Raw genomic sequence first — 22005 nt, 5'->3', positions numbered from 1 at the left:
CATGACAGCGAAGAACGTGACCGACGGCGCGAACCTGCTCACCGACCACCCGGAACTCTACGAACAGCGGTTCCCCGACCCCGACCGCCTCGCGGCCCGCTGGACCGAGGAGACGCTGACCCGCTACGGAGCCGGCCCGCGCGTCCTGGACGTCGGCTGCGGCACCGGCCGCGACGCGGCCTGGCTGCACCACACCGCCGGCCGCGACGTCACCGGCATCGACACCTCCGAGGCCATGCTCGCGTACGCCCGCGCCCACCACCCCGGGCCCGCCCACCGGCACGCCGACATGCGGGACTTCGACCTCGGGGCCGTCTTCGACGCGGTGGTCTGCCTGGACAGCGCCCTCCTGTACTGCCACACCAACGACGACCTGACGGCGTTCCTCGCGCGCTGCCGCGCCCACCTCGCACCCGGCGGGCTGCTCGTCGCCGAGATGCGCAACGGGGCCTTCTTCCTCGGCAACACCGAACTGCTCGACGGCCCCCGCACCGCGTCCTTCGCCCGGCAGGGCACCACCTACACGTCCCGTACCACCCTGTGGATCGACCACGGCGCACAACTCCTGCGCCGCCGCCGCACCTGGACCGCCAACGACGGCTCGGCGCCCGAGGAGCAGCACTCCGCCTGGCGTCTGCTCTTCCCCCAGGAACTCCGGCACTTCCTCACCACCGCCGGCTTCGAGGTGCTCGCCCTCCACGACGGCCCGGGTCCCCGGACCGAACCGCCCTGGAGCGAAGGCGCCGTCCCGCACGGGACCGCGAGCTCCGACCGCCTCCACCTCGTCGCCCGGCTCACGTCCCCACCGGCCCGCCCCGGCGTCCCCACCCCTTCCGGCCACCACTTCAGCAACGGAGACAGCACATCGTGAACGACCCCCGCTCCGGCCTCGCCCGCAGAGGCTTCCTCATCGCCACCGGCGCCGCCGGCGCCCTCGCCGTCACCGCCGGCTGCTCCACCGGTACGGGCTCCGGCACCGGCCGGGCCGCCGGTGCCGAGAACGCGGCCTCCGGACCCCCCAAGCGCGGCGGTACGCTGCGCGCCGCCTTCGCGGGCGGCGGGGCGGGCGAAACCCTCGACCCGCACGCCGCCAACCTGTTCGTCGACGCCGCCCGCGCCAAGGCCCTCTACGACAAGCTCGCCGACTTCGGCTCCGACCTCGCCCCCGTACCCCGGCTCGCCGAGCGCTGGGAGCCCAACGCGAAGCTGGACACCTGGAAGGTCACCCTGCGCAAGGCCACCTTCCACGACGGCCGCCCCGTCACCGCCGAGGACGTCCTCCACAGCTACCGGCGCATCGCCGACCCGCAGGGCACCTTCCGGGCCAAGGCCTCCCTCGAACCCATCGACCTCGCGGCCAGCCGCGCCCTCGACCCGTCGACCGTCGAGTTCCGGCTCAAGCGCCCGTACGCCGAATTCCCCAACGTGCTCGCCGCGTTCGGCGCGTACATCGTCCCCAAGGGCGCCACCGACTTCGACAGGCCCGTCGGCTCGGGACCGTTCCGCTTCGTCTCCTTCACGCCCGGCAGCTCCTTCCGCGTCCGGCGCAACGACACCTACTGGGACGGCGCCCCCCACCTCGACGCGCTCGAACTCGTCATCGCCACCGAGGAGTCGGCCCGCGTCAGCGCCCTGCTCGGCGGCCAGGTCCAGTACGCCCACGAGCTCAGCCCCGCCAGCGCCCGCACCCACGAGGGCGGAGGAAGGGTCGACGTCATCCGTCTCCCCGGCAGCGGCATGCAGGGCTTCGTGATGAAGACCGACCGTCCCCCCTTCGACGACAAGCGGGTCCGCCAGGCGTTCTTCCTCATCGCCGACCGCCGGGAACTCGTCGACGGAGCCCTCTCCGGCGCCGGCGAGATCGGCAACGACCTCTTCGGCAAGGGCTACCAGTACTACGCCTCCGGCCTCCCGCAGCGCACCCAGGACCTGGCGAAGGCCCGCGCCCTCCTGAAGGAGGCGGGCGCGGAGGGCCTGAAGGTCACCCTGGACACCGCCCCCGCCGCCCCCGGCTTCATCGAGGCGGCCGGCATCTTCAAGGAGCAGGCCGCGAAGGCCGGCGTCACCGTCGAGGTCAGGGTCGGCAACAAGGACACGTACTGGAAGGACATCCTCGACAACGGCACCTTCGCCTCCTACCGGTCCGGCGCCATGCCCATCGAGTCCCACGTCTCCCAGCGCCTGCTCACCGGCTCCACCACCAACGCCACCAAGTGGCGGCACAAGGACTTCGACGACCTCTACCAGCAGGCCCAGTCCACCCGCGACGACAAGCGGCGCACCGCGCTCTACGCCCGTATGCAGCGCCGTCTGCACGACGAGGGCGGCTTCCTGATCTGGGGCTTCGCCGACTGGATCGTCGCCACCGCGCCCACCGTGCGCGGGGTGTCCGACAAGGCACCCGCCAACACCCTCGACTGGGCCCGCTTCGACAAGATCTGGCTCGCGTGACCCCGCACCTGAACTGGGTCGGCCGCCGCCTGCTCCTCGGCCTGGGGCAGACGGCGGCCCTCGTGCTGTTCCTCTTCGCGCTCACCGAGGCGCTGCCCGGCGACGCGGCCGTGACCCTCGCCGGCGACCAGCCCGACCCGGAACGGATCGCCCGCATCCGGGAGACCATGGGCCTCGACCGGCCCGCCACCGAACGGCTCCTGCACTGGGCGGGCGGCCTGCTCCACGGCGACCTGGGCACCTCCCTGGTCTCCGGCCGCCCCGTGACCGGCTACCTGGCCGCCGGGCTCGGCCCCACGCTGGTCCTCGCGGGCGCCACCCTCGTCCTCCTCGTCCCGCTGTCCGTGGGACTCGGCGTCCTCGCCGCCCGCCGCGAGGGCGGCGCCGTCGACCGTACCGTCAGCTCCCTGACCCTCGCGGTGCACGCCGTACCGGAGTTCGCCCTCGGGGTGCTGCTTGCCACGGTGTTCGGCCTCTGGCTCGGCTGGCTGCCCCCCACCGCCGTCGGCACCGACCCCGCCGCCCTCGCCGCCGCGCCCGCCGTGCTCGTCCTGCCCGTCGCCGTCCTCCTCTCCCGGCCGGTGTGCACCATCAGCCGGCTGGTCCGCGCCGGGATGATCGACGCCATGGCCTCGCCGTACGTCGCCCAGGCCCGGCGGTACGGCCTGTCCGGCGCCCGCGTCCGCTGGGCCCACGCCCTGCCGAACGCCCTCGCGCCCGCGGCCCAGCAGCTGGCCCGCACCTGCGACTGGCTGCTCAGCGGCGTCATCGTCGTCGAGGCGCTCTTCGTGATCCCGGGACTCGGGACGGTGCTCATCGAGGCCGTCGCCGCCCGCGACGTCCCCGTGATCCAGGGCATGGCCGTGGTCTTCGGGGTGGTCACCGTCCTGGTCAACATCGCCGCCGACCTGCTGGCCCGCAGGCTCGCCCCCCGCTCGGAGGTCGCCGCATGACGCGCTCGCTGCTCACCGGTGACCGGACGAAGCGCTCGTCGCCCGGAGGCGGCCGCACGACGCGCTCCCGGTACGTCCTCGCCCTCGCGCTGCTGACGCTTCCGCTGCTGCTCGCCCTGCTCGGCCCCCTGCTCGCCGGACCTCCCGGCCCCCGCTCCGTGTCGTACGTGACCGGCGGCGGCCACTGGCTCGGCACCGACTTCACCGGGCGGGACGTCTGGCACCAGGTGCTGCTCGGGGGCCGGCCCGTGGTCCTGGTGGCCCTCGCCGCCACCCTGCTCGCGTACGCGGTGGCCGTCCCCCTCGGCCTCGCCGCCGCGCTGACCAGGGGCGGCCGGCTGGAGGACGCGCTGATGCGGCCCCTGGACGTGCTGATCGCCGTGCCGTCCCTGCTGCTCGTCCTGCTCGTCGCGGCCACCCTCACCCCGGGCCCGCTCGGGCTGACCGTCCTGGTCGGTCTCGTCGCCGTGCCCGACGCGGCCCGGGTCGTGCACGCCGCAGCCGTCGAGGTCGCCGCCCGGCCCGCCGTCGAAGCGCTGCGCATGCAGGGCGAGTCCTGGTGGCGCACGGCCGTCGGCTACGTCGTCCGCGCCCTGCGCCGTACCCTCGCGGCCGACGCCGGAATCCGGCTGACCGGCGCCCTGTACCTGGTCGCCACGGCCGCCTTCCTCGGCGTCGGCGTCGAACCGGACGCCGCCGACTGGGCCGTCATGGTCGACCGCAACCGGACCGGCCTGTTCCTCCAGCCGTGGGCGGTCGTGGTGCCCGCCCTCCTCATCGCCGCCCTCACCATGGGCACCAACCTCCTGTTCGACGCGGCCCTGCAGCGCGGCGGCCGAGGGAAGGGACCGAAGTGACGAACCCCCCGCACACCGAGGCGGCGCCCGTCGCCGAGCTACGGGAACTCCGCGTCGAGATCGACGGCCGGCCCGTCCTCGACGGGATCAGCCTCACCGTCCTCCCCGGGAAGGTCACGGCGCTGGTCGGTCCCTCGGGCAGCGGGAAGACCACCACCGGGCGCGCGCTCCTCGGCGAGTACCCCGAGGGGGCCCGGGTGACCGGCGGCGTCCGCACCGCCGGACACGCCGTGGGGTACGTGCCGCAGCACCCGGCCACCGCCCTGAACCCGGCCCGCCGGGTCGGGGCACTCCTCCGTGACATCGCCCGACTGCGCGGCGGGAGCCGGGCGGAGGTCCTGGAACGGGTCCGTGACGCCCTCCGGCGGGCCCAACTTCCGGATCCCGACATGGTGGTGCGCCGCTATCCGCACCAGCTGTCCGGCGGGCAGCAGCAGCGCGTGGTCCTCGCGCAGGCGTTCCTGCTCGACGCCAGGATCCTCGTCGCCGACGAGCCCACCACGGGGCAGGACGCGCTCACCCGGCAGGGCGTCGTGGCCCAGCTGTCCGAGGTCGCGCGCGAGGGGATCGCCGTGGTGCTGCTCAGTCACGACCTCGACGCGGTACGGCGACTGGCCGACGAGGTCGTACTGCTGCGCGACGGCCGCGTGGCCGACCGGGGGACACCGGCCTCGGTGCTGTCCTTCCTGCCGCACCCGGCGCCTCCGGCCGATCCGAGGACCGGCCCGAGGACCGGCCCGAGGGACGCCGTACGCCTCGAGACGCGCGGGCTGACCGCGCGCCATCGCACCGCGCACGGTCCGCTCACCGTCCTCGACGGCCTGGAGGTGTCGGTCGCGGCGGGGGAGTGCCTGGCCGTGGTGGGCCGCTCCGGCAGCGGCAAGACCACCCTGGGCCGTTGCCTGGCCGGGCTGCACGCGGCGTACGGAGGCGAGGTGCTGCTCGACGGGGTTCCGCTGGCCCGCAGCCTGCGCTCACGGCGGCGCCCACAACTGGCCGCCGTCCAGTACGTGTTCCAGGACGCGAGGGCGGCCTTCGACGAGTACCGCCCGGTCCTCGACCAGGTCGCCCGTACGGCCGTACGGCTGCGCGGCACGGCGGCGGAGGAGGCGCGGGCGACCGCGGCGCGGGTCCTGGCCGGACTCGGACTCCCCGCGGAGACCGCCGCGCGGCGCCCCGGCGGGCTGTCCGGCGGCGAGCTCCAGCGGGCGGCGCTCGCCCGCGCCCTGCTCGCGGAGCCCACGGTGCTGATCTGCGACGAGATCACGTCCGGCCTCGACACCGGCACGCGGGACGGCATCCTCGACCTCCTCGCGGGGCTGCGGCGGCGCGAGGGCCTCTCGCTGGTGTTCATCACGCACGACCTGGCGGCCGCGGGGGCGCTCGCCGACCGGATCGCGGTCCTGGACGGCGGCCGTGTGGTGGAGGAGGGCCCCGCACGGGAGCTGTTCGAGGTGCCGCGACATCCGGTGACGAAGGCGCTGCTCGGGGCGGCGGACGCGGAGGCGCCTCACCTCGAAGGGGAGTTGGCGCCGGGCCCCCGTCCGGCGTGAGGTCCTGCCGGACGGGACAGGGCCGGGCCGGACGGTGCCGTGGCTGCGACCACCGTCCGGCCCGGAGTCTGTGGGACCGTCCCGTCAGGCCGCCCGCTCGTGCTCGCAGGCGTCCTCGATGCCGTACGTCTCCCACGCGGGGAAGTCGTCGTCGGCGGGTACGGCTTCGTCCGGCGCCAGGAGGCAGGCGTCGAGGGCCGCGCGCAGAGCTTCGGCGCGGAGCCCGGTGCCGATGAAGACCAGTTCCTGGCCCTGCGCGGTGTCGGGGCCGTGCGCGCCGGACGGCTCGAACCGGGCGACGGCGCCGGCCTGGGACCACAGTCCGGTCACCCGGGGCCGGCTGGCGAGCCGGAAGAAGCCCTTGGAGCGCAGGACGCGCCCGAAGGTGCCGCTCTCCATCCCCTTGGTGACGAAGCTCCAGAGCCGACCGGGGTGGAACGGCAGGTCGGAGCGGAACACGAGGGAGGAGATGCCGTACTCCTCGGTCTCCGGCACGTGGTCGCCGTTGAGCTCCTTGACCCAGCCGGGGGCCTGCTGTGCCCGCTCGACGTCGAACAGGCCGGTTCCCACGACGAGTTCGAGCGGGACCTGGCCGCGTACGGCCGGGACGACGCGCGCCTCCGGGTTGAGCCGGGAGAGGGTGGCCCGCAGTCGGCGGGCCTCCTCGGGCCCGATCAGGTCGAGCTTGTTGAGGACGATGACGTCGGCGAACTCCACCTGGTCGACGAGGAGGTCGCTGACCGTGCGCTCGTCGTCCTCGTACGGGGCGAGGCCCCGTGCGGCGAGTTCGTCGCCGGCGTCGAGTTCCGGCAGGAAGCCGGCGGCGTCCACGACGGTCACCATCGTGTCCAGGCGGGCGAGATCGCCGAGGGTCGCCCCGTCGTCGCGGGGGAAGGAGAAGGTGGCGGCGACGGGCATGGGTTCGGAGATGCCGCTGGACTCGATGAGGAGATGGTCGAAGCGGCCTTCGCGGGCCAGCCGGTCGACCTCCTCCAGGAGGTCGTCGCGGAGGGTGCAGCAGATGCACCCGTTGGTCATCTCGACCAGTCGCTCCTCGGTGCGGGACAGGGCGGCCTCGCCGCCGCGCACGAGCGCGGCGTCGATGTTGACCTCGCTCATGTCGTTGACGATGACCGCCACCCGCAGTCCTTCGCGGTTGCCGAGGACGTGGTTGAGGAGGGTGGTCTTCCCGGCGCCGAGGAACCCGGACAGGACGGTCACGGGCAGCCGGTCGGTGGGCGTCATGGGCGCTCAGCCCTCCGGGCGGAGCAGGCCGCGCTCGTACGCCTTCACCAGGCGCTGCGGCACCAGGTACACCGAGCCGTCGACGGTGAGGGGGACGAGCCGGACGGGAGTCGCCTTCCACTGGGCGCGGCGGTGGCGGGTGTTGCTGCGGGACGTCTTCCGCTTGGGGACGGCCATCGGGGGATCTCCTCGGGTCGGATGGGTGGCGGGCCAGAGGCTATATGAAAATGGATCCCATTACCAAGCGACCCCACCCGTCTGTTGGTAATGAAAACCATTGCCATATAGTGAGCCCCGCGACTCCCGCGGCCCCCGCGTCTCGCCCCACCACCGAAAGGCCTGCCATGAAGCCCGGAATCCACCCCGCCTACGGGCCCGTCGTCTTCCGCGACTCCGCCTCCGACACCGCGTTCCTCACTCGATCGACCATCACGAGCGACAAGACGATCGAGTGGGAGGACGGCAACACCTACCCGCTCGTCGACGTCGAGATCTCCTCCGCGAGCCACCCCTTCTACACGGGCACCGCCCGGGTCCTCGACACCGCCGGCCGCGTCGAGAAGTTCCAGCGCCGCTACGGAGCCCGCTGATGGGACACGAGCACCGGCTCCCCGTCGTCATCGTCGCCGGCCTGCACGCCGAGGCCAGGACCCAGGTCGTCGACCGCCTCCTGCGCACCGTGCCGGGGAGCGTGGCCCTCCACCACGACCTCGCCGAGGCACCCGCCGGCAGCGTCCTCCGGCTGATCCGCGACGCCTCCGGCACCCTCTCCCGCGGGGAGACGCCCCTGGTCAACGACTGCGCGTGCTGCGCGCTGCGCGAGGACCTCGTCCCGGAACTGGAGCGGATGGCCGACGCCGGCCTGACCCGGCTCGCCGTGGTCGAGCTGTGGGACTCGGTCGAACCGAAGGCCATGGCGGAGGTGATCGCCGGACACGGCGGAGACCGCCTCGCCCTGACGGGCGTGATCACAGCCGTCGACCCCGCGCTCGTCCTGCCCTACCTCGCCAACGGCGACGACCTGGCCGAGGCCGGTCTCGCCGCGGCCCCCACCGACCGGCGGACCGTCGGTGACACCTGGGCCCGCCAGCTGGAGTACGCGCCCGTCCTCGCCGTCGTCGACAGCGGCGAGGCCGACGACGAGGACCGCGCGCTCCTCGCGCAGCTGCACCCCACCGCGCTCCGCGTACCGGCCGCGTCCCCGGAACTCGCCAGGGTCGCGTTCGCGGGCATCGACGTCGAGGCCGCCGCGGCGGCCCAGCACCCCGCGTGCGCGCTCCTGCCGCAGGAGGCCGACGAAGCCGGCGTCACCACGTTCGTCTGGCACCGCCGACGCCCGTTCCACCCCGAGCGCCTCTACCAGGCACTCGAGGACCTGTGCTGCGCCGCCGCCCGCAGCCGCGGCCGCTTCTGGCTCGCCGACCGCCCCGACACCCTGCTCGCGTGGGACGCGGCGGGCGGAGCGCTGTGCGTGGAGAGCGTCGGCCCCTGGCTGGCGTCGCTGCCGGACGCGGCCTGGGACCTGGTCCCTCCGGTGCGCCGGGCGGCGGCCGCCCTCGACTGGCACCCCGAACACGGCGACTGCTGCCAGCACCTCGTCTTCACGTCGCCCGGCCTGGACCGGGACGGTCTGGAACGGCTCCTGGACTCCTGCCTGCTGACGGACGCGGAGTACGGATCGGGTCGCGAGGCGTGGAAGCACCTGCCCGCCGCCTTCGACTCCCTCCTCGACGCCGCCTGACCCCTGCCACCCCGACCCCAAGGAGAAATCACCATGGCCCGGCGCCCCGACCCCCGCAAGCCCGCCGCACCCCGGCCCAACCCGCTCGACGCGGCCGGGATCACGTACATCGACTACAAGGACACCGACCTGCTGCGGAAGTTCGTCTCCGACCGGGGCAAGATCCGCAGCCGACGCGTCACCCGCGTGACCGTCCAGCAGCAGCGAGATCTCGCGACCGCCATCAAGAACGCCCGCGAGATGGCCCTCCTGCCGTACGCGGCTCGCTGACGGCACCAGGAGGGAAGGGGCCGGGGTGCAACACCCCGGCCGTCCGGCGGTTCACTCCGGCCGTCCGGCGGTTCACTCCGGGACGAAGACGTCCTCGCGCGCGTCGGCCAGGACGAATCCGTTGTCGAGGCGGACGCGGACCGTCACCCGCGGCTCCTCCTCCTGGTACGCGGTCCACGCCGGCTCCAGCGCCGCCACCCGCTCCACGAGCTGCTGCCTGCTCCCCGGCGGCATCTGGTGACCGAAGTCGGTGAGGAGCGAGGTGAGCCGTTCGTACTCGCGCACGTCCGGTCCGGGGATCCTCTCCGGCCGGTCGACCCGTACCACGGTGCCTCCGGTCCCCGCCGCCAGGAACAGCGTCCCGGCGGAGACCTCCGCCTCCGCCGGGGAACCTTCGGCCAGGGTGACGGCACCGCCCACCCCGAGGTCCACCGCCAGCTTCACCCGCCGGCCCTCTTTCCACGTCATCGGACCTTCATAGCACGAGGCCGATCACCAGGCCGCCGGGCCGCCGGCGGTTCAGCTGTCGGCGTCCTGCGGATACCAGCGCAGCTCGACCGTGTTGCCGTCCGGGTCCTTGACGTAGACCGACTGCGCCGAACCGCGCGCGCCCCAGCGGGGCACGGGCCCCTCGACGACGTCGAACGTCCCCGAGTCGATGACCTCCTGCCAGTCGAGCGGATCGACGACCAGGCAGATGTGGTCGACGTTGGACTCGCCGCGCGGGCGGGAGATGAGGTCGATGACGGTGCTCTCGTCGATGCGCACGGACGGGAACGGGACCTTGCCGGCCCGCCACTCGTCGACCCGCTCGGGCGTGAGGCCCAAGGGGCCGGTGTAGAACTCGATAGCCTCGTCTACATCGGTCACGTTGAGCACCAGGTGGTCGAAGGCTTTGACTCGCATGGGTCGGTTCTCCGGTTCTTCTCGTCAACTCGTCGGCTTGGCAACGTGGCAACTCGTCCTGCCGGCACGGCGCATGGCGCGCACCGAGGATCATGGCTGGAACCGTACGCCTGTACGTACGCGAGACCAGAAGCAGGCCCGCGACTTTGTGTCTTCCGTCAGTGCGAAGCTCCGCCGGGGCGCGTGAAGACTGCCTGCCGGGGCCGCGCCACGCGGCCCGACGGAGCACGGGGAGGACGACACGATGGGCGTACAGCAGTATGACGAGATCGGTGAGGCGTACGAGGGATTCAAGTCCCTGCCGCTGGAGCAGTACGCGGTGGTGCCCGGCTTCCTGGCGCTGGTGGGGGACGTGCGCGGCAGGTCGGTCCTCGACCTGGCCTCCGGAACCGGCTTCTACAGCCGGGAGTTCAAGCGGCGCGGGGCCACGGACGTCGTCGGCATCGACATCTCGGGGGAAATGGTCTCCGTGGCCCGGAAGCTGGAGGAGAACCATCCGCTGGGCGTGCGCTACGAGGTGGGGGACGTGGCCGAACTGCGGCCCTTCGAGGAGCCTTTCGACCTCGCGCTCGCGGTCCAGCTGTTCGGCTACGCGCAGGACACGGCCACCGCGGAGCGGATGTGCCGCAACATCCACCGGAGCCTGAAGCCCGGCGGCGACCTCTTCGTGCTCAACCAGTCGCCCGACTTCCGCTTCGACGGGCCGACCCCGGAGAAGTACGGCTTCCGGAGCGAGCCCACCGGCGAGGAGGGCGGGACGGGACCCCAGGTCCGGATCACGGCGCTGCTCGACCCGCCGGTCTCGTTCGTCGCCAACCGCCCGCGCCGCGAGGTCTACGAGGAGTCCCTGCGGGCGGCCGGATTCAGCGAGGTCACCTGGGTCCCGCTGACGGTGTCGGAGGCCGGCCTGCGCGAGTTCGGCGCGGAATTCTGGGCGGACTTCCACGCCAACCCGCCACTGGAGATGCTCCACTGCAGGGCCTGACGCCCCCTGCGTCATCCCGGGATTCCCCCCGGCGAGGGCCCACCTCCTGGCACGCTTGCCGACGTGAGCTACGTCGTGACTGTGGAAACGCGCCTGCCCGACGGTGCCGGCGGACTGGACGCGCTGCAACAGGTCGGCACATCCGTGCTCCTGGAGCGGGGCTTCGACGCCGTGGTGGGCATCGAAGGACCCGACGGAACAGAGGTCGACGTCCTCGAGACGATCGTCGCCGTCCATCCGGGCGGGGCGATCCTCAAGGTGTTCGTCCGCGCGCCCTCCCTGGAGATCGCCGAGGATGCCGTCGGCGCCGTCGCGGAAGACGTTCTGGAACGCTCCGAGCTCCTGTCCGACTGGGTGGTGGAGAGCAGCGAGGTCAAGCTCCACATCGACCTGACCCGCGAGAGCCTGGAGGCCGCCGACGGCCCGGACGTCCCGGCAGCCGATCTCCAGACCCGCCGCGCTCAGCACACCGCGAGCGTCGGCGCCGCCGGCGCCGCCGAGATCGCCGGGATCGCGCCGGAGGACGGGAGCGGAGAGGGCCGGATCGACCACGAGGCCCGGCTCCGGGCGTTGGCCCCGCGCCTGGCCTCCTTCGCTCCCGCGTCCTTCGGCGGCGTCGGCCCGGAGGGCCGGGAACGGGGCGAGGCGGCGTCGGCCGTCACGGCCGGGGCCGCCGAACTGGCCGCGGGGGCGGTGGTGTACGCCGCGGAGTGCCTCATCGACGAGCTGTACGACGACGTCCAGACCCTCGCCGACGAGGGCACCAGCGTCGCCGAGTGCGACAGCGAACTGTGGCATCTGGACGCCCTGCCGCCGCGCTACGCCCTCAGCTACGACGAACGCTTCGCGCGACGCCTCCTGGTGACCGCGATCGCCCTGACCACCCGCTTCACCGACGGCAGCTTCCGGCGACTCGGCTGCCTCGCGGAGGAACTCGTCCTGAAGCTCCTCCTGGGACAGGCACACGTCGCGCTCGACCTGTACGGCCTCCTGGCCGACGACACCGCGGACGCCCTGGACCGCTTCGCCGACGGCGTGTACGAGGACAGGGACTTCGAGTGGCTCTACGACGAGTCCGTGGACGGCGTCGACGAGGACCCCGCGCTCGACGGCACGGACATCACGCCGCTCGCCTTCGGCGGATGGTTCACACCGTTCGCCGACGACGGCTACGTCCACCCCTACGCCGTCGACGAGGCGACGGAACCGGAGGAGTGCGCCTGACGGGGGCGTACCGGAGGAGTGCGCCCGACGGACGTACCGGGGGACCCGGGCGCGCAGGGGTGTCACGTGGCGCGGAACCGTCCTTCGTCGACCTCCGTGACCAGCCCCGCGCCGATCAGCCGGTCCAGGTGCCGCACCGCGGTCCGTCGTTCCACCGGCGCCACGTGCGGGCCCTCGACGTGCGGCCGGTAGACGAGTCCGCGTGCGGCGATCTCCTCGACGGTCCGCGGCGCGTCGAGGAACGACAGCACGGTCGCGTCGCGCTTCTCCACCACCCCGGCGAAGTCGTCGAGGCGCCTGGAGAACTCCGCGGCACCCTCGATCACGCCCTTCTGGTGGGCGGTGCCGTACCAGCGGGCGCCGATCTCCCGGCACCGGCGCACGGACGCCTCGAAGTCCGGGAGGCTGCTGCCGACGTCTCCGTAGAACGGGCCGAACGAGGTCAGGTCGATGTCCGCCACGTACAGGAAGCCGTCCGGTTCGATCAGGAAGCCGCTGTGGCCCGCGGTGTGACCCGGCAGGTGCACGACCGTCACGGTGCGTCCGCCCAGGTCGAACACCGCGCCGTCGACGAACCCCGTCGCGTCGGGGCGGTCCCGTACGTGGAACCGGTCGCGCAGCATCCGCTCCGTGTGCTCGGTGGCGTCCGGCGGGAGGCCGGAGCCCGCGGCCATCACCGCGGGGGACCGCAGCGCCGCGAGGTCGTTCCCATGGGTGTGGACGGGCACCTCGTAGCACCCGAGCCCCGCGACGTGGTCCTCGTGCGCGTGGCTCACGAGGACCACGTCCGCGGGCGGGGCGCCCCCGACGAGCGACAGCGACGGGTCGATGACCAGCGTCTCGGCGGTACCGCGTACGAGCAGGGAGTTGGCGTACGGGTAGGCGCCCCGCTCGGCGCCGACGAGCACGGTGACTCCGCCGTACTCCACTTCCGTGTATCCCGTACTGGGCAAGGCCGGTACTCCTTCGTCCCTACGCGTCGCGGTGCTCGGTGCCCGGCTTGAGGTGTCGAGCGGCGCGCCGCCGTGTCCGCCCCCCAGCGTGCCCCATGTCGCGGCTGCCAGGGGTCACTTCGTCGACGAGGCCGGGCGCCTACGGGCGCCAGTCGGGACGGCGGCCGCTGAGGCCGATCACGCGGTCCAGCAGGGGCGCGTCGTCCGGCACCGCGACGACGGGGCCGAAGAAGCCCTCGTCGGAGGAGTCGCCGGCCGGAGTCAGCAGGGCCTCGGAGACCCTCAGCTCCTGCTCGCCCACCTCGTACTCCTGGCCGCTCGCCCGCGCCAGGTCCCAGCCGTGGATCAGCAGCTCGTCGAGCGCGACCCTGCCCATGACGGCGGCCGGCAGTTCGACCCCGCCCGCCCGCGTGTCCCCCTCCCAGGCGCCCGGCTCCCGCCAGGCGGCGGCCAGCTCGTCCAGCGCCTTCGGCAGGGCCGTCCGCCAGTCGTCCGCCAGCACCGGACGGGACGAGCCCGGCGGAGTGTCGGTCGTCGGCCCGGACCGTTTGCGGGCCGCGTCGCGAAAGGCGACGCTGAGCCCGGCGAGATGGGCGAGCAGCTCCCGCACCGCGTACTCGGGGCAGGGCGTCGGGTCGTCGAGCCGCTCGTCGTCGATGCGCTCCGCGAGGCGGGCGACGCGTTCGGCGGCCGCCTCCAGGTCGATCGGCTCCATGCGTGAAGCGTTGCCCTGTGAAGCGCTGTCCCGTGAGGTGTTGTCCCGTGGGGTGTTGTCCATGCAGGACAGACCGTCGGGCCATCCGAAACTCATCGCCCCGCATGCCCGAGTAGCGTTCCCCCATGGCCCTCAAGACGACCCACCCCGTGCTCGGTCCTCGCGCCCTGAACCGCGCCACCCTGGCCCGCCAGCTGCTTCTGAGCCCCGCCCCGATGGGCGTCACGGAGGCCGTCGGCCACCTCCTCGGCCTCCAGGCGCAGAACCCCAAGCCCCCGTACTACGCGCTCGCCGCCCGCCTCGACGGGTTCCGGCCCGAGCAGCTGTCCGCGCTGATGGAGTCCCGGGCCGTCGCCCGCATCGTGACCATGCGTTCCACCGTGCACACCCACACCGCGCGGGACGCGGTCGCCCTGCGCGGGCTCGTGCAGCCCGGGGCCATCGACCGGGAGCTCGCCCTCTTCGTCTCGCGCGGAGGGCTCGACGGCGTCGACCTCGACCGGCTCGCCGCCCTCTCCCGCGCGCTCGTCGAGGAGCGGCCCCGTACCCCCAAGGAGCTGCGCGAGGAGCTCCTCAAGGAGTGGCCCGACGCCGACCCGCAGTCCCTCTCCGTCGCCGCCCGCTGCCTCCTGCCCCTGGTCCAGGTCACCCCGCGCGGTCTCTGGGGGCGCGGCGGGCAGGTCGCGCTCACCACCACAGGAACGTGGTTCCAGGACGCCGCGGACCGGGCCGCCGACCTCGACGAGACCGTGCTGCGCTACCTCGGGGCCTTCGGGCCCGCCTCCGTCAAGGACATGCGGACCTGGTGCGGCCTGACCCGGCTCGGTGAGGCGTTCGAGCGGCTGCGGCCCCGGCTCCTCGTCTTCCAGGACGCGCGCGGCACCGAGCTCTTCGACCTCCCCGACGCGCCCCGGCCCGACGAGGACACCCCCGCCCCGGCCCGTTTCCTCCCCGAGTTCGACAACCTGCTCCTCTCGCACGCCGACCGCACCCGTGTCGTCGGCGCCGAGTACCGCTCCCGCACCTGGACGGGCAACCAGGCCCACCGGGTGTTCCTCGTCGACGGCTTCCTCGCCGGGCTCTGGCGTCTGGACGAGTCCAAGGAGCGCACCACGATGACGATCGAGCCCTTCGCGGCCCCGGGCCGGGCCGTGCGGGCGGAGCTCACGGCCGAGGCCGAGCGGACCCTACGGACCATGGCCCCGCAGGGCGTTCCGTACGAGATCCTCTTCAGCGCACCCGAGGACTGACCGGGCCGACCGGACCGCCCCGGACCGACCTGCCGGGCCGGTCGGTCTCACGGCAGCGCGCCCGCCCTCCGCGCCGCCACCACCGCCTCCATCCGCGTGTGCGCCCCCAGCTTCCGCATCGCCGAGCGCAGATAGCCCTTCACCGTCTCCGGGCGCAGCCCGAGCCGGGTGGCCGCCGTCGCGTTCGTCGCCCCCGAGGCCACCGCCGCCAGGACGTCCGTCTCGCGTGGCGTCAGGGCAGGCCCCGGGACGGGGACGGTGGAGCCGGAGGCCGTCTCCAGGCGCCCGCAGACCGCGAGGAGCCGTTCCCGCAGTTCCGGGTCGGCGACCCGGGGCGCCAGCTCGCGCAGTTCCCCGTACGCCTGCCGGACCTCCTCCCAGGACGGTCCGGAGGACGGCGGCGCGAGCAGCAGGCCGACGTCGTCCCGTACGGCGAGCGCCTGCTCCACGTCCCGGGCCGCCGCGACCGCCGCGTCGAAGACCCGCTCACCGATCGGCACCACGTCGCGCAGCGCCCCGTACAGCACTCCGCGCACCTTCCGCCGTACGACGACGGGCACCGCGACCACCGAGCGCAGGCCCTCCGCCGAGACCGGACCGTCGTACTCGTGCGTGATGTGCCGGGCCGAGCGGTAGTCCGTCACCGCGCACGGCCGCGACAGGGCCAGGCACTTCCCGCCCAGACCCGAGCCGGCCGGGATCGTGAGTCCGTGGAGGGCCGGGGTCACCGCCCCGTTCAGCTCGGCGATCCGCAGCACGCGCCCGTCGTGCAGCAGTCCGCCGAAGACGACCGGAAGGCCGGTGGCGCGCCGCAGCCGCACCAGCGCGCCGCGCAGTTCCACCGATCCGGCGTGCTCGGGCACCGCTGTCTCCCCTCGTCGGCCGGCTGGTTCACCCCCGAACGGGGGTAGTGAGACCTGGGTCACCGATTACACGATGTCAGGGACCGGTCCCGCAACGAGGAGGGCGTCGGTCCCGCGACGAGGAGGACGTATGACGGCTACGAGTGCGACCGGCGCGACGGAGAGGTTCCGGGCCGCCCGGGACTTCCTGCTCCAGCACCGCGAGGACTACGAGACGGCCTACGAGGGCTTCGCCTGGCCCCGGTCCGACCGGTTCAACTGGGCGCTCGACTGGTTCGACGTCATCGCGGAGGGCAACGACCGGACCGCGCTCCACCTCGTCGAGGAGGACGGCTCCGAGACGAAGGTGTCGTTCGCCGCGATGTCCGCCCGCTCCCACCGGGTCGCGAACTGGCTGCGCGCCCAGGGCGTCCGCGCGGGGGACCGGATCATCGTGATGCTCGGCAACCAGGCCGAACTGTGGGAGACCGTGCTCGCCGCGATGAAGCTGCGCGCCGTCGTCATCCCCGCCACCCCGCTCCTCGGCCCCGCCGACCTGCGCGACCGCGTCGACCGGGGCCGCGCCCGTCATGTGATCGTCCGCGCAGAGGACACCGCCAAGTTCGACGACGTGCCTGGCGCGTACACCCGGATCGCGGTCGGCGGCGACGGGGTGAACTGGCTGGGGTACGAGCACGCCGACCACGCGTCCGACGTGTTCGAGCCCGACGGGGTCACCCTCGCCGACGACACCCTGATGCTCTACTTCACCTCCGGCACCACCGCCCGGCCCAAACTGGTCGAGCACACCCACACCTCGTACCCGGTCGGGCACCTCTCGACGATGTACTGGATCGGCCTCAGGCCCGGCGACGTGCACCTCAACATCTCCTCGCCGGGCTGGGCCAAGCACGCCTGGTCCAACCTCTTCGCCCCGTGGAACGCGGAGGCGACCGTCTTCATCCACAACTACACGCGCTTCGACCCGGCCCGGCTGATGAGCGAGATGGAACGCAACGGCGTCACCAGCTTCTGCGCCCCTCCGACCGTGTGGCGGATGCTGATCCAGGCCGACCTGAGCCGGCTGACGACCCCGCCGCGCGAGGTCGTCGCCGCCGGCGAACCGCTGAACCCCGAGGTCATCGAGTCGGTGCGGCGCGCCTGGGGCGTCACCGTCCGGGACGGCTTCGGGCAGACCGAGACCGCCGTCCAGGTCTCCAACAGCCCGGGCCAGCGGCTCAAGGAGGGGTCCATGGGGCGTCCGAGCCCCGGCTTCCGGGTCACCCTCGTCGACCCCGTCAGCGGCCGGCCGGACGTGGACGAGGGCGAGATCTGCCTCGACCTGTCCGCCAACCCGGTGGGCCTGATGACCGGCTACCACGGAGACCCGGAGAAGACGGCGGAGGCGATGGCCGGCGGCTACTACCGCACGGGTGACATCGGCTCCCGGGACGCGGACGGCTACATCACGTACATCGGGCGCGCGGACGACGTCTTCAAGGCCTCCGACTACAAGATCAGCCCCTTCGAGCTGGAGAGCGCCCTCCTGGAGCACGAGGCCGTCGCCGAGGCGGCCGTCGTCCCCGCCCCCGACCCGCTGCGCCTCGCCGTCCCCAAGGCGTACGTCGTCCTCGCGGCGGGCTGGGAGCCCGGCGAGGAGACCGCGAAGGCCCTGTTCGCCCACGCGCGCGCGGTCCTCGCCCCGTACAAGCGGATCCGGCGCATCGAGTTCGCCGACCTGCCCAAGACCGTCTCGGGCAAGATCCGGCGCGTGGAGCTGCGCCGGCTGACCGCCGAGGGCGGCGGCAAGGAATACGTCGAGGGAGAGCTCGGATGACCCTGTCCTACGCCCACGGGGCGTCCACCACCACCCTCCTCGGGGGCACCATCGGCGCCAACCTCGACCGGGCGGTCGCCGCGTGGCCCGACCGGGAGGCGCTCGTCGACGTCGCCACCGGACGCCGCTGGACGTACGCCCGGTTCGGCGCGGACGTCGACCGGCTCGCCGGGGCCCTGCTCGGCAGCGGGGTCCGCAAGGGCGACCGGGTCGGCGTCTGGGCGGTGAACTGCGCCGAGTGGGTCCTCGTCCAGTACGCCACCGCCCGCGTCGGCGCCGTCATGGTCACCATCAACCCGGCCTACCGGGCGCACGAGTTGGCGTACGTACTGAACCAGGCGGGGGTCACCCTGCTCTTCGCCTCGCTCGCGCACAAGACGAGCGACTACCGGGCGATGGTCGAGCACGTGCGGTCCGAGTGTCCTGAGTTGCGCGAGGCCGTCTACTTCGGGGACGAGGGTTGGGACGCGTTCCTGGCCCGTACGCCCGGAGAGCTGCGCCCGGAACCGCTCTCGTGCGACGAACCCGTCACCATCCAGTACACCTCGGGGACGACGGGCTTCCCCAAGGGGGCCACCCTCTCCCACCACAACATCCTCAACAACGGTTACTTCGTCGGCGAGATGATCGCCTACACCGAACGGGACCGGATCTGCGTCCCGGTGCCCTTCTACCACTGCTTGGATACGTGACCACCTATGCAATCGAGTCCCGGGGCCGCATACTGACGTGTGTGACCGACGGGGAGGAGCTGCCACCCGAGCAGCTAATGGACATCTACACCCGCAAGTCCACCAAAGTGGCGGGGCGCCGCGGAGACCTGTCTCCAGCGATGCAGGAGACCAGAGGCCGACAGTGGGGAGAGTGGAACGGCCTCACGGTCCGGAAGATCTGGACGGATAAGCTTAGTGCGTCGAAGGACATCAAGCGCCCGGACTACACAAAGGCACTCCTGGCCCTGGCGTCCGGTGAGATCAAAACGCTGTGGTGCTACAAGCTGGACCGTTTTGACCGGAAGGGAGCCCTTGCCGTCCTCTCCACGCTGGAGAACCTGAACGGCGGCCGGATCATCTTCGGGGAAGACGGGTTGGATTCGTCGGATCCCAACCACCGCCGCATGATCATGTGGAAAGCAGAGGACGCGCGGGAAGAGTCGGAGCGCATTTCCAAGCGAGTGTCCGACACGAAGGCCAACCAGCGTGAAAACGGGGAATGGGTGTCGGGCAGGGTCCCCTACGGGCTTGTGGCCGACGAACATCGAAAGCTCGTCGAAGACAGGACACACGCCCACCCGGAACACCCGAAGAAGGGGACTAAGGCCACCATCGCGCGACGCATCTTCAAGCTCGCTTGCGAAGGAAACAGTCTCCGTCAGATCGCACAACTTCTGGACAAAGACGGGATCCCTGGCCCGATGGGGCGTCCAGGATGGAATCACAACACGATCTATCGGATCGTGCAGAACCCTGCGTACAGCGGATGGCAGGTAGTAAAGCTCAGCAACGGCCCCGGGAGCATCTTCACAGACAGCCGTGGGCGGCGGGTGAAGGTCGGCGTGACGCTCATCAGCGACGCGCAGCGTGAGGCAGCAGCCAGAGCGCTGGCGGGGCACGCCAAGCCCGACGCGAAGGCGGCAGGTGCGGCACGGGGGAAGCGGCATCACCTTTTGACAGACCTAGGTGAGTGCGCCAGTTGCGGGCGGGCAATGCCACGCATGAGCCGCTCCTACACCTGCATGTCCGCGCAGGGCGGGCGACGATGCGCGGCTCCCGCCTCTGCCTACGGGCCGGCGCTTGAGCGCTACGTAGTCCAGCGCTGGCTGGACTACCTGACATGCTCCGAGCCGGAAGATCCGCTTCTTGGCATCGTCGCGCAGCGCTGGGGCGCTCTGACACAGCCGGAGGAGACGGCGGAGATAGAAGAAGCGCGTGCGTCGTTGAAGGCTGCCGAAGCCCAGATGGAGCGGTTGCTTCGAGACCGGCGCAAGGGGCTCTACGAGGGCCCGGCTGCCCGCTTCTTCGAGCCTGCGTGGGAAGACTGCAACCGGGAGATGGCTGAGGCTCGGGAACTCCTCAAAGGCGTCGGAGGTGAGTCCGCGGTCGACATCACGTTTCTTCTGGAGGAGAAAACAGCCCGGGAAGCGTGGGAGACCGCTGACCTGCCGATGCGGCGGGAGTTGCTACGCCTGGCGATCGACCGGATTCGGGTCAAGCGGGTGGGAACGCGCGGCCCCTTCAATGGGGACGAGCGCGTCGAAATCCGATGGGCTGCCGTGGACGAGGTCTGAGAAACCCTCCAGGCAGCGGTACCTCTGACGCATCACGTCACATGAAGCACCGCCTGCGCAACCGCGCGGCGAACATGGCACAGCTCCGGCATCAACTTGGCGGAAGACCCGGAGCTGTGTCCTCAACAGAGGAGACACCAATGTACGACACCTGTGCACGCCCTCTCTCCCCCCGTATCGACGTCGCCACCCTCACCCCCGCGCAACGCGACGGCGTGGCCCGCGCCGTCTGTGGCGACGAGTGGGGTCAGATGGCCCCCGTCGGCGTCTTGGAGGGCGTCCAGCTCTTCGCCCACCCCTCTTGCATCGCCGGCGGGATCACGGAGGACGCCATCTTGGTCATTGGCGATGTCTCGTCGCCGGAGGCGCTTGACGAGACGACGGCCTTCGCGAGCGATGTCGCGGACCGCCTGAGGATCCCTGCCCGGATCGCCGTCGGCATGGACTACGACGTCCGCCAGTACGAGGGGGCCGTGGTGCTGGACAACTACTTGGGCAGCATCGCCAGTGTGGTGCTCGCGATGGAGGCCCGCCAGGCTGACATGCTCTGCATGGACCTCCAGGAGCTCTTCACCTACCCGATCGACGACACGTGCGGGCACTGCCTGGAGGACGGGGCGAAGCCGCACCTCGTCGGCGACACCTGGACGACGAGCGTCTGCCTCGACTGCGTGGCCGTGACGCGAGCGGGGACGGCGATGAGCGCCCCGCTTGTCGCGTAACACTCAGTAATCAGCGAGCGGCCTCCCATCCGACGGGAGGTCGCTCGCTGGCGTTTCAGGCAACCGTGGGTTGACGTCGGCTGGCGTTCTCGTCCTCCGCTCGGGTCGGACTGGGCCAGACTCCGCCAGGTTTACCATGGCGCTGACCTGCGCTTTTGGCTTGCTGAGGGGTCAAAGGGTCGTTTCTGGCTCCTACTTCTACTTTCTCTCTAACGCGTTAAGGAGAAAGTAGAAAAGGCCTTTGGTTTGGCCTTTTGGGCCCCGGCCTGACCCGGAGGCCGCTTCGACGTCGAGAGCGCGGGCGGACGGGGAGGCGGCGGAGCAAGAGAGGCCCGGGAAAGCCCGTGAAGGGCCACTGAGGGCTCCAGTGGGCCCGCCAGGCAAAAACCAAGGGCCACTCCGGGTCGCGATGGGCTTAGGGAGGCACACGGGGGCGTTTCTGGCTTCAGTGGTCCTGAGCGGCCCGCGCTTGACGTCTCGGGCGCCGGTTACGCAGCGTGGCGTACATGGATAGGATGTGCAATTTCCGATTCCGTCCCACATTTCGGGATGAATGTAACGGTTTTGTAACCGTATTGGGCGACATGCCGTGAAAAGCCCAACACGCCCAAACGTGCCCCACATAACTCTAGTAAGGGGAAGTTTCTTTCCGCCCGATAACTGACTTAGAGGGAGCTCCACGGACGCCGGCGACTGGCATGGCTCCTGGTTCCCTCTTTAACTGCGCCGCCTCCCGCCTCTCTGGCGGCGCATCCGCCCCTGCGATGTCGGGCCGCCATTCGCGCCACGCTCTCCTTCGTGAGCGGTGGCGCGCTCCGTCGCAGGGGCGACGAACTTTCCTCATGTGCCGCCCACTTGGGCGGCCGTTTTCGTGGCCCGCAAGTAGACAGGTAGCCAGAACCAGGAGCCCTAGCGACATGTACCAGAGACCTAGATGTCCCCACGCCGTTTGTGGAGCCGTGCCGTGGATGTGGCGAGACCCTCCCACGCACGACGGCCTACTATCACCGCGAGCCACGCAACGCTTCAGGCCTGAAGCTCACTTGTCGATCGTGCCGCAACGAGGCGGAGCGCATCCGATACCGCACGACGGCCACCGAAGCGCCTGCGCGCAAGCGTGAGGCACGCATAGAGCGCACGCCTATTCCCTTGAGCTAGGCGTCTACGAGGCCGCCTAGGGTCTGTTGTGAAAGTGGATCTTGGTCGTGAATGAT

General features: G+C 71.8%; 21 protein-coding genes and 1 pseudogene. 15 read left to right on the top strand and 7 right to left on the bottom strand.

The features are described 5' to 3' along the window. Position 1 precedes the first annotated feature (1 nt). From ACFWUY_RS15775 to ACFWUY_RS15755, 5 genes are read left to right on the top strand one after another with little or no spacing between them, the layout of a single operon-like run. Positions 2-871 carry a class I SAM-dependent methyltransferase gene (locus ACFWUY_RS15775; RefSeq protein ID WP_384107646.1) on the top strand — a complete coding sequence of 290 codons (870 nt, stop codon included), beginning with the start codon at positions 2-4 and terminating at the stop codon, positions 869-871. After that, the gene (locus tag ACFWUY_RS15770; protein WP_384107717.1) at positions 865-2451 is read left to right on the top strand and encodes an ABC transporter substrate-binding protein; all 1587 of its coding nucleotides are present in this window, start codon (positions 865-867) and stop codon (positions 2449-2451) included. Before ACFWUY_RS15775 ends, ACFWUY_RS15770 begins: the two co-directional genes overlap by 7 nt. Continuing rightward, positions 2439-3404 (top strand): ABC transporter permease, encoded by a 966-nt coding sequence (locus tag ACFWUY_RS15765; protein ID WP_384107715.1) that lies wholly within the window; start codon positions 2439-2441, stop codon positions 3402-3404. The genes ACFWUY_RS15770 and ACFWUY_RS15765 overlap by 13 nt, the downstream gene beginning before the upstream one ends. After that, positions 3401-4261, top strand: coding sequence for an ABC transporter permease subunit (locus ACFWUY_RS15760; RefSeq protein WP_384107644.1), 861 nt, complete (start codon positions 3401-3403; stop codon positions 4259-4261). Before ACFWUY_RS15765 ends, ACFWUY_RS15760 begins: the two co-directional genes overlap by 4 nt. Next, on the top strand, positions 4258-5814 hold the full coding sequence (locus ACFWUY_RS15755; protein ID WP_384107642.1) for an ABC transporter ATP-binding protein: 1557 nt from the start codon (positions 4258-4260) through the stop codon (positions 5812-5814). Before ACFWUY_RS15760 ends, ACFWUY_RS15755 begins: the two co-directional genes overlap by 4 nt. A gap of 84 nt (positions 5815-5898) precedes the next feature. On the opposite strand, the gene ACFWUY_RS15750 is transcribed toward ACFWUY_RS15755, so the two are convergent. Then, a complete protein-coding gene (locus ACFWUY_RS15750; RefSeq protein WP_384107640.1) occupies positions 5899-7059 on the bottom strand; it encodes a GTP-binding protein in 1161 nt (386 codons plus the stop codon). Positions 7060-7065: 6 nt separating this feature from the next. Then, the gene (gene rpmF / locus ACFWUY_RS15745) at positions 7066-7236 is read right to left on the bottom strand and encodes a 50S ribosomal protein L32 (protein ID WP_384107638.1); all 171 of its coding nucleotides are present in this window, start codon (positions 7234-7236) and stop codon (positions 7066-7068) included. A gap of 167 nt (positions 7237-7403) precedes the next feature. On the opposite strand from rpmF, the gene ACFWUY_RS15740 reads away from it, so the two are divergent. From ACFWUY_RS15740 to rpsR, 3 genes are read left to right on the top strand one after another with little or no spacing between them, the layout of a single operon-like run. Continuing rightward, positions 7404-7649 carry a type B 50S ribosomal protein L31 gene (locus ACFWUY_RS15740; protein WP_384107636.1) on the top strand — a complete coding sequence of 82 codons (246 nt, stop codon included), beginning with the start codon at positions 7404-7406 and terminating at the stop codon, positions 7647-7649. Then, positions 7649-8800, top strand: a complete 1152-nt coding sequence (locus ACFWUY_RS15735; RefSeq protein ID WP_384107634.1) for a CobW family GTP-binding protein — start codon at positions 7649-7651, stop codon at positions 8798-8800. Before ACFWUY_RS15740 ends, ACFWUY_RS15735 begins: the two co-directional genes overlap by 1 nt. 33 nt (positions 8801-8833) lie before the next feature. Then, the gene (rpsR, locus tag ACFWUY_RS15730; RefSeq protein WP_384107630.1) at positions 8834-9070 is read left to right on the top strand and encodes a 30S ribosomal protein S18; all 237 of its coding nucleotides are present in this window, start codon (positions 8834-8836) and stop codon (positions 9068-9070) included. A 72-nt stretch (positions 9071-9142) separates the two neighbouring features. On the opposite strand, the gene ACFWUY_RS15725 is transcribed toward rpsR, so the two are convergent. Together ACFWUY_RS15725 and ACFWUY_RS15720 are read right to left on the bottom strand one after the other, a co-directional pair. Beyond that, positions 9143-9538, bottom strand: a complete 396-nt coding sequence (locus tag ACFWUY_RS15725) for a hypothetical protein (RefSeq protein ID WP_384107628.1) — start codon at positions 9536-9538, stop codon at positions 9143-9145. Positions 9539-9589: 51 nt separating this feature from the next. Further along, positions 9590-9976: a VOC family protein gene (locus ACFWUY_RS15720; protein ID WP_384107625.1), complete on the bottom strand. Its 387-nt coding sequence runs from the start codon at positions 9974-9976 to the stop codon at positions 9590-9592. A gap of 244 nt (positions 9977-10220) precedes the next feature. Between ACFWUY_RS15720 and ACFWUY_RS15715 the strand changes: the two genes are divergently transcribed. Next, a complete protein-coding gene (locus ACFWUY_RS15715) occupies positions 10221-10961 on the top strand; it encodes a class I SAM-dependent methyltransferase (protein ID WP_384107623.1) in 741 nt (246 codons plus the stop codon). Positions 10962-11024: 63 nt separating this feature from the next. Beyond that, entirely contained in the window at positions 11025-12185 is a 1161-nt protein-coding gene (locus tag ACFWUY_RS15710; protein ID WP_384107621.1) for a hypothetical protein, read from the top strand. Positions 12186-12247: 62 nt separating this feature from the next. On the opposite strand, the gene ACFWUY_RS15705 is transcribed toward ACFWUY_RS15710, so the two are convergent. Both ACFWUY_RS15705 and ACFWUY_RS15700 read right to left on the bottom strand, forming a co-directional pair. Continuing rightward, positions 12248-13138: an MBL fold metallo-hydrolase gene (locus tag ACFWUY_RS15705; protein WP_384107619.1), complete on the bottom strand. Its 891-nt coding sequence runs from the start codon at positions 13136-13138 to the stop codon at positions 12248-12250. Between the two features lie 139 nt (positions 13139-13277). Beyond that, positions 13278-13853, bottom strand: coding sequence for a TIGR03086 family metal-binding protein (locus tag ACFWUY_RS15700; protein ID WP_384107617.1), 576 nt, complete (start codon positions 13851-13853; stop codon positions 13278-13280). Positions 13854-13978: 125 nt separating this feature from the next. Between ACFWUY_RS15700 and ACFWUY_RS15695 the strand changes: the two genes are divergently transcribed. Beyond that, positions 13979-15103 (top strand): winged helix DNA-binding domain-containing protein, encoded by a 1125-nt coding sequence (locus ACFWUY_RS15695; protein ID WP_384107615.1) that lies wholly within the window; start codon positions 13979-13981, stop codon positions 15101-15103. A gap of 47 nt (positions 15104-15150) precedes the next feature. Here ACFWUY_RS15695 and ACFWUY_RS15690 read toward each other — a convergent pair whose 3' ends face one another. Continuing rightward, on the bottom strand, positions 15151-15966 hold the full coding sequence (locus tag ACFWUY_RS15690) for a response regulator transcription factor (protein WP_384107613.1): 816 nt from the start codon (positions 15964-15966) through the stop codon (positions 15151-15153). Between the two features lie 130 nt (positions 15967-16096). Between ACFWUY_RS15690 and ACFWUY_RS15685 the strand changes: the two genes are divergently transcribed. The 4 genes and pseudogenes from ACFWUY_RS15685 (at position 16097) to ACFWUY_RS15670 (ending at position 20791) form a co-directional block, all read left to right on the top strand. Further along, entirely contained in the window at positions 16097-17782 is a 1686-nt protein-coding gene (locus ACFWUY_RS15685; RefSeq protein WP_384107611.1) for an AMP-binding protein, read from the top strand. Next, positions 17779-18462 (top strand): annotated as a pseudogene (locus tag ACFWUY_RS15680) (AMP-binding protein); the annotation flags it as partial. The gene ACFWUY_RS15685 and the pseudogene ACFWUY_RS15680, both read left to right, overlap by 4 nt. Before the next feature lie 53 nt (positions 18463-18515). Continuing rightward, positions 18516-20069 (top strand): recombinase family protein, encoded by a 1554-nt coding sequence (locus tag ACFWUY_RS15675; protein WP_384107609.1) that lies wholly within the window; start codon positions 18516-18518, stop codon positions 20067-20069. 140 nt (positions 20070-20209) lie between these two features. After that, positions 20210-20791 carry a hypothetical protein gene (locus ACFWUY_RS15670; RefSeq protein WP_384107607.1) on the top strand — a complete coding sequence of 194 codons (582 nt, stop codon included), beginning with the start codon at positions 20210-20212 and terminating at the stop codon, positions 20789-20791. The last annotated feature ends 1214 nt before the right edge of the window (positions 20792-22005 follow it).

The organism is Streptomyces sp. NPDC058664, from assembly GCF_042716635.1.
GTDB lineage: Bacteria > Actinomycetota > Actinomycetes > Streptomycetales > Streptomycetaceae > Streptomyces.
This window is presented reverse-complemented; position numbering and strand designations above follow the sequence as displayed.